Source organism: Marinilabilia sp., assembly GCF_016278715.1.
Taxonomy (GTDB): domain Bacteria; phylum Bacteroidota; class Bacteroidia; order Bacteroidales; family Marinilabiliaceae; genus Marinilabilia.
The window spans coordinates 1-10808 of record NZ_JADQBH010000232.1 but is presented as its reverse complement, the minus strand read 5'-3'; the positions used below and the strand labels follow the sequence as shown (position 1 = coordinate 10808).

Below are 10808 nucleotides of genomic sequence, written 5' to 3'. Positions count from 1 at the left end.
ATAACGAGCCAGTTCCAGGTGTGTCCAGTGATACAGCGGATTACCGACCGTGTGGGGAACCGTCTCTGCCCACTTCATAAATTTGTCGTAAAAGCCTGGAGCTCCGGTACAATATTCTTCATCAACTCCATTGGTTCGCATGGCTCTCCATTTGTAATGGTCGCCTTGCAGCCAGACCTGTCCCAGATTGTCGAAATTGTGATCTTCAGCAATTAATTGAGGCGAAAGATGACAATGAAAATCTATGATGGGTTGGTTTTCTGCATACTCATGGTAAATCTCACGGGCTGTTCTTCCTTCCAGTAGAAAATCAGGATGAATGAAGTTTTTCATATCTGTAATGAACTTTTAAGATGATTTCTGATTTCGTTAACGAACACGAAGATAAAGCATTCTTTTTCTTTGGTCAAGTTTTTGATTAATTTTTGCGTCCAAAAAGGATGACAGATTAATATAAAATTGGGTGTTTTTTGTTTGATTTAAACGACAAGTAGCTTTGAAACAGGAATGTACATTGATTGTTTTTTACTCTGTTGAGGTTGTGAATTTTCAGTTTTTCTATCGGGTTGATTGTTGTGGTTTGTTTTATCTGAAATTTTCAAATTTTAAAAAATCCTTTAAAAATTTGTGTTTTTTGTGCAAACGTTTGTATTTTTGTCGAAGTAATAATTAATGGATGGCCAAGAAAAGAATTACAATTACTGATATTGCCCGCGAAATGGGGGTTACTCCTTCAACGGTTTCCCGGGCGCTGGCGGGTAACAACCGGGTTGGATTGAATACCAGGCAGCGTGTATTAAAGGTGGCTGCACAGATGGGGTATCAGCCCAATGTGCTTGCATCTTCCCTGAGGAGCGGGCGCAGTGATACCATTGGGATGGTGGTTCCCCGTATTAATAGACATTTCTTTAGTCATGTGATTAGTGGCGTGGAAGCCTTGCTCAATCCTGCCGGATTTAATTTGTTAATTATTCAGACCCATGAGCGGGAAGAACATGAAAGGAAAGCCTTTCACACATTGTTGCGCAACAGGGTTGCAGGAATTATTGTTTCTCATTCGGTAGAAACCAGAGACTTTAGTCATTTTCAGAAGGTGATTGACGAAGGAGTGCCATTGGTGCAGTTCGACCGTGTATCGGGTTTGATTGCCGGGCCCCGTATTGTTAACGATAATTTTCTTGGGGCTTTGCGTAGCACTCAACATTTGATTAAAAACGGATGTACCCGAATTGCACACTTTGCAGGGGCTTTGCATGTTAATGTGTATCAGGAGCGATTTGACGGATATCGGTATGCACTGGAGCAGGCAGGAATTGATTTTGATCCCGCTCTGGTTGTGGAAAATTGTATTATCCAGGAGGCGGGTATGGAAGCTGTCACAAGTATTGTTCTTCCCCAAAAAGTGGATGGGATTTTTGCAGCCAGTGATTTTTCCGCCCTGGGAGCTATTCAAAAACTCAAGGAGTTTAATGTGGCTATTCCGGACGATGTTAAAATATCAGGTTTTGCCAATGAGCCATTTGCCGAGATGGTGGAACCAACACTTACGAGTGTGGAGCAAAATGCTTTTGAGATGGGCAATCAGGTTGCAAAAGCCGTTATTGAAAATATAGGTAAAGAAGAGTTGTTAAGTGAAGAAATTCATATCGCTGTACGTCTGATTCAGCGACGCTCATCTGTTTCGGATTCTTTGTTAATGAATTCGGTTGTCTGAATAGTCCGTTTCAAAAAGCCTAAACGCAGAGACGCGATAACGCAAGGTTTTTATTATGAGTGAGTTGTGTTTTGTTTTCCTGATTTTTTAATGGATTAATTATCAGTTGTTTGCAGGCCTGAAGTTTCAGGATAACGGAGAATAGCTAATATATTGGATTGTTTATTCGTAGAAAAACTTAAATGAAAATTGTAATAATAAATCTGCTTGCTGTATTTATGGTTATTCAGTCCTGTGCACTGCAGACTGAGCAATCAAAACCACGTGTAATGGAACTGGGTGAAGGATGGGCAAAAACATCGGTGAATGCAACCATCTTCCGGAAAAATTCTGTTGTAAGTAATGAGCATTTTCAGTATGCTTCATGGTACGACTCCACCGGTTTTGTTGTTGTTGCAAAAAGGGCTTTGCAATCGTCTGAGTGGAAGGTTCAAAAAACCCGAATGCAGGGAAATGTTGCTGATGCACACAATGTTATCAGCATGATGGTAGATGCTGATGGTTATCTGCATCTGGCCTGGGATCACCACAATAGCCCCCTGAAATATTGCCGAAGCCTTGAACCGGGTGGTTTAGAATTTTCGGATGTGAAACCGATGGTTGGAAACCTGGAAGAAAATGGCGTAACTTATCCTGAGTTTTATAATTTACCCAACGGCGATTTATTGTTTGCTTACAGGTATGGCGGCTCGGGAGGAGGAAATCTGGTCCTGAACCGATATGATACCCAGCAGAAAAAATGGGTGCGTCTTCATGATAACTTAATTGATGGAGAAGGTGAACGAAATGCTTACTGGCAAATGTGTGCTGGCAAGGATGGTTCTTTGCATTTGTCGTGGGTGTGGCGCGAAACATGGGATGTTATGTCCAACCATGATCTTTGTTATGCCCGTTCCGATGATGGTGGCGAAACATGGAAGAAAAGCGATGGTGAAGAGTTGGAAGTGCCCATCAACTCACAAAATGCAGAATATGCATTAAACATCCCCCAGGGCAGCAGTCTGATTAACCAGACATCCATTGCTACCGATAAAGAAGGACAACCATTTATTGCTTCTTACTGGACTCCCGAAGGAGAACAGGTTCCTCAGTTTTTCCTGGTATTTCTGAAAAACGGAAAATGGGAAGTGTCCCGGATTTCAAATCGGAAAATGGCATTTACCCTTAAAGGTGAAGGCAGCAGAAGAATCCCTGTTAGCCGGCCACAGGTAATTGTTGAGGAAAAGCAATCTCCCAAAGTGCATGTGATTTACAGAGACCAGGAACAGATGAACAGGATTTGCATAGCTTCTGCAAAATTGGGAAGTCAGTTTTTGGAATGGGATTTAAAAACTATTGCTGATGTGGAAGTTGGCCAGTGGGAACCTTCTTACGACACAGGGATGTGGAAGAGAGAAGAAGCGTTACACCTTTTTGTTCAGAATGTGGGGCAGGGACAAGGAAATGAAAATATGGAAGAGATGAAACCTCAGATGGTGAAGATTTTAATGTTTCCTGAATTGTAAGAAGGAACAATAATATAGAAAACGGTTTTGTCGAGTGTTGCCATAATCATGAAATAGTTTTTTTGTCCCGAAATAGGTTTTTGTTGGTTTTGGAAAATCAAAACCTTACAAAACCATAATCGGGATCAGGGTTTAAGGGATTAATCCCTTTTTTAAATATTGATTTTTCAGACAGAAGTTTAACAATTTTAAAAAATAGTATTATGAATTACGATTTTAGGTATGCTGCACATCCTGCAGATTTTAAGAATTATGATACCAAGCGTATCCGTGAAGATTTTCTGATGGAAAATGTAATGGCATCGGGAGAGATTAATGTGGTTTACACCCTTTACGATCGATTGATTGTTGGTGGAGCCGTTCCTACTGATAAGCCGCTTAAACTGGAGCCTTTTGATGAATTGAAGGCAGACTATTTTCTGGAGCGTCGTGAGCTTGGAATTATAAATATTGGGGGCAACGCAAAAGTAACTGCCGATGGAACTGTTTATGAATTGGGTTACAAGGAAGGCCTTTATCTTGGAAGTGGAAATAAAGAGGTTGTATTCGAATCAGTTGATCCCCAAAAACCTGCTCATCTTTATCTGAATAGTGCAACAGCTCACACAAAACATCCCAATAATAAGGTAACCCTGGATATGGCTGTTGTTGCAGAAATGGGTTCTCAGGAGTCGTCCAACGAACGGAAAATTAATAAGCTCATTGTGAGTGATGTCATTCCTACCTGCCAGGTGCAAATGGGAATTACCGAACTTAAAACCGGAAGTACCTGGAATACAATGCCCCCACACGTTCACAACAGGCGCATGGAGGCTTACCTTTATTTTGAATTGCCAGAAAAAGAGGCCATCTGTCATTTTATGGGCCAACCGAACGAAACACGTCATATCTGGATGAAGAACGAGCAAGTGGCTATTTCGCCGTCCTGGAGTATTCACAGTGCTTCGGGAACCTCCAATTACTCTTTTATTTGGGGTATGGCTGGTGAAAATAAGGATTACAGTGATATGAATCATTTGACTCAGCAGGAGTTGAAATAACCTGAAAGAGACCAACCTTGACTGAACCATGTTGTCAGTAGGCGATTGTTTTGCTGACAACCTTTTACCCAAGATTTTTATTCTTAAAAAAAAAGTATTTGATATGATAAATGAACTGTTTGATTTAACCGGAAAGGTGGCTTTGGTTACCGGAGGAACTCACGGAATCGGAATGGCCATCGGAAAGACCCTGGGGAAGGCAGGAGCCAAAATTGCCGTCAATGATTTGTCTGGTGATAAGCTGGAGAATTGCAAGGCAGAATACGCCAAAGAAGGCATTGATGTTTTTACCCTGACTTTTGATGTGACCAACGAGGGAGAAGTCGATAAGGGAATTACGACTATTGAGAAAGAAGTAGGCCCCATTGATATTCTTGTCAACAATGCCGGAATTATTAAGCGTATTCCGATTCTGGATATGGCTGTTGCAGATTTTAAACAGGTTATTGATGTTGACCTGGTAGCTCCTTTAATTGTAGCCAAACGTGTGGCTCCTGGTATGATAGAGCGCCGGTCGGGAAAAATAATTAACATGTGCTCTATGATGAGTGTCTATGGCCGTAACTCAGTTTCGGCTTATGCTTCGGCAAAAGGTGGTTTGAAGTTGCTGACTGCAAACATGACCTGTGAGTGGGCAAAGTACAATATTCAGATAAACGGGGTTGGCCCGGGATACATTGCCACTGAGCAAACAGCACCCATTCGGGAAGGGAATCATCCTTTCAACGACCTGGTGATGACGCGCACCCCTGCAGGACGATGGGGCGAGCCTGAAGATGTTGGTAATGCTGCATTGTTCCTGGCAAGTAAAGCGAGTGATTTTGTGAATGGTCATGTGCTTTATGTGGACGGGGGTATTCTGGCCAATTTTGGTTACGTGAAAGGCGAAAATGATGTTAATCCATAAAACGAATTAGCTATGCAAACCAAATCAGTTTTTGCTCTTTCTGTTGCTACATACATCGTATTGGGATGTACTGCTCCTCAGAAAGGGTTTGAAGTATCTTCTGATACTACGATTCAGGATAAGGCGGTTGTGCTTTCTTATGAGGAGGTGAATTCATATTTGCCTGAGGAAGTTGGAGACAACTACATCATTGTGGTGGATGCCAACGGAAAAAATCTTCCTGCTCAGTTCGATGACCTGGATAAGGATGGCAACTGGGATGAAATGGCTTTTTTAGTGAATCTGGAAGCCGGAGTTCCTCAGACTGTCTATTTTAATGCAGTTTCGGAGGATGAGCTTCCCGATTTTCCTAAAAGGACCAATGTCCGTTTTGGTTATGTGGAAGAACCTTATGCTGAAGTGTCTGCCGAAGATCGTCTGAAAACGACGGATAGCCCTACTATTTCAGGGGTTTTCCAGATGGAAGGTCCTGCCTGGGAAAATGAACTGGTGGGCTTTCGGAATTACTACGATGCCCGCAACGGGATTGATATTTTTGGAAAGGCGACAACGGGAATGGTTCTTGATTCGGCCGGTATTCGGGGACAGAACTACCACGAACTGGATGACTGGGGAATGGACATCCTGAAAGTTGGTAACTCCCTCGGCGCAGGTGCCCTTGGAATTCGTGTAAACGGTGAGGTGGTGAGAGTAGGTCAATGCGAAAAAGGAACCTACGAGTTTATTACAGAAGGGCCTGTTCGTGCCATCCTAAAATTAAATTATTTTGGGATGGCTGTTAACGACAGAATCTATGACATAGAACATGAGATCTCTATTTATGCCGGGGACCGTTTTTACAGAAGCAAAGTCTCTGTGGATGGACTGCAGGGCGATGAACAACTTGTTACCGGCATTGTAAATATGGAACAGAAAGAAGCCTTTACAATGGAAGAAAACGGATTCCGGATTGTTGCCTCGCATGGCAATCAGGCCTATCTGGGTGAAGTTCTTGGAATGGCGGTTCTGGTACCTGATGACGAATTTATTGAAACCTGGACTGCTCCGGATGAGGGTAGCGGAATTGTGGAAACCCACATGGTAGCCATCGATCTGGAAGAGGGTGAACCATCCGAATATTATTTTTTTAGTGGCTGGGAGTATCAGGACGAAGGGTTCAAAACTCAGGATTATTTTAAACAACAGCTTGCCGAGGCTTCGGCAAAACTGGCCAATTAAAAAAAAAACCGATTGTTTTGTCCTCCGTATAGTAGTGTTATTTTTATTTGTTTCTTTTGGAGCAAAATTTGATACTATTTTTTCAAAGATTTAAGAACTTTGATTATATTGCGAGCGTTTTTATATAGGTTTTATTAGTTGTGTGTGAAAGGAGTGGGGCTGTCTTACCAGACGGGTTCACTCTTTTTTATTTTTTCGGAAATTCTCTCAATTAAAGTTTGTTAGTGGTCTTTTTCTGGACGTTTTCTGATGGGTTTCTTAATTTCTGAAAGTTTTTCCACAGGCCGTTGGTTTGGCTGCCACTTTCAATCCCGATTTAATTGGAGAGATTGCCGACGTTATCTCTACCGAGGGGCGTGCTATTTACAATGAAGCCCAAAAGAGCGGTGAAGTGCAAAAATATCAGGGGCTGACTTATTGGTCCCCCAATGTTAATATTTTTCGTGATCCCCGGTGGGGACGCGGCCAGGAGACTTATGGTGAAGATCCTTATTTGTCCGGAGTTCTGGGAGAAGCTTTTGTGAAAGGTTTGCAGGGTAACCATCCCCACATAATAAAATCTGCTGCCTGAGCCAAGCATTAATTCTTTGTTAAAAAAAATGCGAACGCAGGATAGCAATCTCAGTTTTTTCTCGGTTTGCAGTGAATAATGATACAAAAGAACTATAGCTTAAAACGTGTCATTGATATGGCCCACTTATTTATACAGAGAGATTTGACCAAGCCAGTTTTAATGAACTATTGATGCTTTAATCTAAAAAATAAGAGGCTTCTTCAATTTTAAAATTGAAGAAGCCTCTTGTTCTGATTTTTACTAACAGCTTGTTGTTTATAGGCAGAGAAATTGGTGACAATCTCCAGCCTGCTTCAATCTAATTTCTTTGGTTGCTCTTCTTTTTTTGTTTGATGACCTCAATCAATTCAATGTCGTAAATCAGTGTCTCGTTACCCTTAATAAATTCTCCTCTTTCGTTGTTTCCGTAGGCTAGGTCTGAAGGAACAAATAATTTCCATTTTGCACCTTCCTTCATAAGCGGTAGCGCTTCCTGCCATCCTTTAATGACTTCGTCTAACTTGAATGTGGCCGTATCGCCTCTTTCCATTGTGCTATTAAAGACGGTGCCGTCAATCAGGGTGCCATGGTAAATACACCTAACCTGATCCTTAATGGTGGGGCTCTGTCCTTCACCTTCGTTAATAACCTTGTACTGAAGACCGCTTTCCAAAACAATCACATCTTCATTTTTTGAATTCTCTTCCAAAAATGCTTGTCCCTTTTCGAGGTTTTTCTGTGCTTCAACTTGTTTGAGACTATCTTTTTTGTTTAGCACTTGTTGAAATATTTTACGGATAAAAATATCGGCAGTGATTTCAGTAAAGTAGGATTTATCGTAAGCAAGTTCATTAAAGAAACCCTTTTTGAACATTTCAATGTCGATGGTGTCAAACTGACCTTTTCTGAATTCAAGGTAACTATCCGCAAGATTTGAGTTTTTGAAGGCGAGCGCTACTTTTTTATATTTAATGGTATCGAAGGGTACCTGCTCAAATCTTTTTTTCCATTCGGAGGCTTCAAAGAAACCTAATGCATAGCTCAGACTGTCAAGTTGTGTTTCCATATTGGCTTTGCCGGTATGGGGAACCTTGTTACATCCGGTAATCGCAAAAATTGCGGCAATTACGCCAATAATCAGTTGTTTGCCTTTCATAACTTAAGAATTTGTTTAAATGGTTAATTTCAATAGTGTTTTGTGATGTAAAAAGATTTTTTCAACGGCGAAATTTAATAAAAAACTGAAGAAAAATTGTTATGATGAAGGTTTCGTTGCTCTCAATATTTCTCTTTTTCCCGGAGGCCCCGGAATTTTTTCAATTTGCATCCCTGCATCCTTCAGGGCTCTTTTTACTGTTCCTTTGCAGCTGTAAGTGACCAGTAAGCCACCGGGGTTGATGACTTCTGATATTTTTTTGAATACTTCGGGAGTCCATAATTCGGGTTGTTTATCCGGACCAAACGCATCAAAATAAACCAGATCGTAGCTTGTAATGGGCTTGAATTCGGCCAGGTCAGATGCTTCTTTATGTAAAATAAATCGGGAGGTGATTTCATAATCTCCGTTCCATGGTATCTGATGCAACTTTAAAAAAAGATCCCTGGATGCGGGCTCTTTTAAAACTTCCGGATAATTTATTTGCGAAACTGTAGATTCGTCAAGCGGAAATCGTTCTATGGCGTGATAGAAGATTTTTTTGTTGCCCTGATGAATAACGGTAAGCAGTGCATTGAGTCCGGTGCCAAATCCAACCTCCAGTATTTTAAGCAAACCACCGGGATGTTTTTCCAATCCGGCACGAATAAATACATGCATAGACTCTTGTATGGCACCGTGGATTGAATGATAGTGCTCATCCAGGTCGGGGCGATAAAGCGTCGATGAACCGTCTTCGCTGGTTCGTAATTCCACAATAGGGGTATTTGGTTTACTCATGACCTCTTTTTTTCTATAATAGGTTTGTTATGAAAATACGCCGTCAACCTTTTGCAAGCTCCTTCTAGGGAGTTACTTTCAATATTAAAAAAGTTGAGATCAACTCTTTGATAATTAAACTTTGCGTCATTTTCGTCTTCATTTTGGCTTTAACTAACTGTAAATATAAAAACGTCAGGTTGATTCGGTAAATCTCTTAGGGCAGTTCTTTCAGATGCTGCGCCTGTGTGTCGATTCCTGTTTGGCGGTTAAAGTTTTTTACGCCTTCAAAGATAGGAAGCTTTTGATTCCCTTAATTCAATCCCGGATATTTATTAAACTTGCACTGTGATTAGAAAAATCATTCATATCGATATGGACGCTTTTTTTGCCTCCATTGAACAACGTGACAAACCCGAACTTCGCGGGAAACCGGTTGCAGTGGGGGGGAGTAGTGATAGGGGAGTGGTAGCAGCTGCCAGTTATGAAGCTCGTGTTTTTGGGGTTCATTCGGCCATGCCGTCCAAAATTGCAGCGCGTAAATGCCCGGGGTTGGTTTTTGTGAAGTCCAGGTTTGATGTGTACAAAGCTGATTCCGCCCGGATTATGGAGATTTTCCGGGATTATACCGATTTGGTGGAACCACTCTCCATCGATGAGGCCTTTTTGGATGTTACCACTAATAAAAAAGGAATTCCATCAGCCACCCTCATTGCCAGGGAGATAAAAAGCCGGATTTTCGAGGCCACGGGGCTGACTGCTTCAGCCGGTATTAGTGTTAATAAATTTCTGGCTAAAATTGCTTCTGATGAGGATAAACCCAATGGACTTTTTGTGATTAGACCCGAAGCTGTTAAGGATTTTATTGACCGGTTGGCTGTAGATGACTTTTATGGAGTTGGTCCGCGCACAGCAAGAAAAATGCATGATTTGGGATTGTTTAAAGGTGAGGATCTTAGAAATGCGGATCTTCAAATGCTCATTCGCAATTTTGGGAAAGCCGGAATTTTCTTTCATCAGATCGCCAACGGTATTGACGACAGACCGGTGATCCCGCACCGTGAACGAAAATCTGTGGGCATTGAGAATACTTTTCACGAAGATATTACAACCAGAGATGAAATGCTGACTCAACTGGAAATGCTGGAGAAAGGCTTATGGGAACGTATCAAAAAACACGGGTCTTTCGGGAAAACCATAACCTTGAAAGTGAAATACAGTGACTTTGACCAGATTACCCGATCGCAGACTTTTTCGGAGCCTACGGAAAATCCTGGTCAATTGAGAGCGGTTGTAAGGGATTTATTAAATTTGGCCTCTCTGGAAAAGCCGGTCAGGTTGCTTGGGATTTCTGTTTCAAATTTCCCGCCAAAGGAAAACAGCGGACCTCATCAACTGACCATTGATTTTGATTAATACAGTCTGAAATGGAGAAAATTGAAAATATTTGCTTCGTTGTAGCCATGGGGGCCGAAGCTCAACCTATTATTGATGCACTGGGTTTGGTTGAAGATCTTTCTTTTTGTAGCCATCTTCCCATGCGCGCATGGACCGGAAAGTATCAAAACATTCAACTATCGTTGGTGATTAACGGTAAAGATCCGGAGACAGGACTGGATCTTATTGGGACTCAGGCTGCCACTCTGGCTACACAGTTTGCTGTCGATAAGTATCACCCGCAGTTAATTATCAATGCGGGAACGGCCGGTGCTTTTGGCGAGAATGGTGCCGAAATTGGTGATGTTTTCCTCAGTCGGGAACATGTGGTCTTTCACGATCGAAGAGTTCCTATCGCTGGCTGGGATAAGCAGAGTATCGGATATTTCCCGGTCTGGGACGTATCTCCTTTGGTATCGCTCGGATTTAAAACTGGAATTGTGACTACCGGAAACTCCCTGGATATGCCGGAGCATGATGAGGAAAACATTCGCAAAATAGGGGGAGAGATAAAAGAGA

At 41.8% G+C, this 10808-nt stretch carries 11 protein-coding genes; 8 read left to right on the top strand and 3 right to left on the bottom strand.

Annotated elements, in window-relative coordinates; genetic code table 11:
* Window positions 1-333: glucuronate isomerase (locus tag QZZ43_RS14305; protein ID WP_291860769.1), on the bottom strand; the 333-nt coding region annotated here is incomplete at its 3' end.
* A gap of 343 nt (window positions 334-676) precedes the next feature.
* On the opposite strand from QZZ43_RS14305, the gene QZZ43_RS14300 reads away from it, so the two are divergent.
* From QZZ43_RS14300 to QZZ43_RS14275, 6 genes are all read left to right on the top strand, one after another.
* Window positions 677-1714: a LacI family DNA-binding transcriptional regulator gene (locus QZZ43_RS14300; RefSeq protein WP_291860765.1), complete on the top strand. Its 1038-nt coding sequence runs from the start codon at window positions 677-679 to the stop codon at window positions 1712-1714.
* Between the two features lie 182 nt (window positions 1715-1896).
* Window positions 1897-3219 carry a BNR repeat-containing protein gene (locus QZZ43_RS14295; RefSeq protein WP_291860762.1) on the top strand — a complete coding sequence of 441 codons (1323 nt, stop codon included), beginning with the start codon at window positions 1897-1899 and terminating at the stop codon, window positions 3217-3219.
* Between the two features lie 203 nt (window positions 3220-3422).
* Entirely contained in the window at window positions 3423-4259 is an 837-nt protein-coding gene (gene kduI, locus QZZ43_RS14290) for a 5-dehydro-4-deoxy-D-glucuronate isomerase (RefSeq protein ID WP_291860759.1), read from the top strand.
* 103 nt (window positions 4260-4362) lie between these two features.
* On the top strand, window positions 4363-5166 hold the full coding sequence (locus QZZ43_RS14285) for a gluconate 5-dehydrogenase (protein ID WP_291860756.1): 804 nt from the start codon (window positions 4363-4365) through the stop codon (window positions 5164-5166).
* A gap of 12 nt (window positions 5167-5178) precedes the next feature.
* Complete coding sequence (locus tag QZZ43_RS14280) at window positions 5179-6384, top strand: DUF4861 family protein (protein WP_291860753.1); 1206 nt, start codon at window positions 5179-5181, stop codon at window positions 6382-6384.
* Between the two features lie 265 nt (window positions 6385-6649).
* Window positions 6650-6955 (top strand): glycoside hydrolase family 3 N-terminal domain-containing protein, encoded by a 306-nt coding sequence (locus QZZ43_RS14275; RefSeq protein WP_291860772.1) that lies wholly within the window; start codon window positions 6650-6652, stop codon window positions 6953-6955.
* A 301-nt stretch (window positions 6956-7256) separates the two neighbouring features.
* On the opposite strand, the gene QZZ43_RS14270 is transcribed toward QZZ43_RS14275, so the two are convergent.
* Window positions 7257-8093, bottom strand: coding sequence for an FKBP-type peptidyl-prolyl cis-trans isomerase (locus QZZ43_RS14270; RefSeq protein WP_291860750.1), 837 nt, complete (start codon window positions 8091-8093; stop codon window positions 7257-7259).
* A 99-nt stretch (window positions 8094-8192) separates the two neighbouring features.
* Window positions 8193-8873, bottom strand: coding sequence for a tRNA (5-methylaminomethyl-2-thiouridine)(34)-methyltransferase MnmD (gene mnmD / locus QZZ43_RS14265; RefSeq protein WP_291860747.1), 681 nt, complete (start codon window positions 8871-8873; stop codon window positions 8193-8195).
* Between the two features lie 327 nt (window positions 8874-9200).
* Here mnmD and dinB point away from each other — a divergent pair, with 327 nt between their 5' ends.
* Window positions 9201-10268, top strand: a complete 1068-nt coding sequence (gene dinB / locus QZZ43_RS14260) for a DNA polymerase IV (RefSeq protein ID WP_291860744.1) — start codon at window positions 9201-9203, stop codon at window positions 10266-10268.
* A gap of 11 nt (window positions 10269-10279) precedes the next feature.
* Window positions 10280-10808: 5'-methylthioadenosine nucleosidase (locus QZZ43_RS14255; RefSeq protein ID WP_291860742.1), on the top strand; the 529-nt coding region annotated here is incomplete at its 3' end.

Excerpts from the sequence above, each read along its gene's own strand:
- QZZ43_RS14300 (WP_291860765.1), top strand. The coding sequence starts at position 677 with ATGGCCAAGAAAAGAATTACAATTACTGATATTGCCCGCGAAATGGGG.
- QZZ43_RS14295 (WP_291860762.1), top strand. The coding sequence starts at position 1,897 with ATGAAAATTGTAATAATAAATCTGCTTGCTGTATTTATGGTTATTCAG.
- kduI (WP_291860759.1), top strand. The coding sequence starts at position 3,423 with ATGAATTACGATTTTAGGTATGCTGCACATCCTGCAGATTTTAAGAAT.
- QZZ43_RS14285 (WP_291860756.1), top strand. The coding sequence starts at position 4,363 with ATGATAAATGAACTGTTTGATTTAACCGGAAAGGTGGCTTTGGTTACC.
- QZZ43_RS14280 (WP_291860753.1), top strand. The coding sequence starts at position 5,179 with ATGCAAACCAAATCAGTTTTTGCTCTTTCTGTTGCTACATACATCGTA.
- QZZ43_RS14270 (WP_291860750.1), bottom strand. The coding sequence starts at position 8,093 with ATGAAAGGCAAACAACTGATTATTGGCGTAATTGCCGCAATTTTTGCG.
- mnmD (WP_291860747.1), bottom strand. The coding sequence starts at position 8,873 with ATGAGTAAACCAAATACCCCTATTGTGGAATTACGAACCAGCGAAGAC.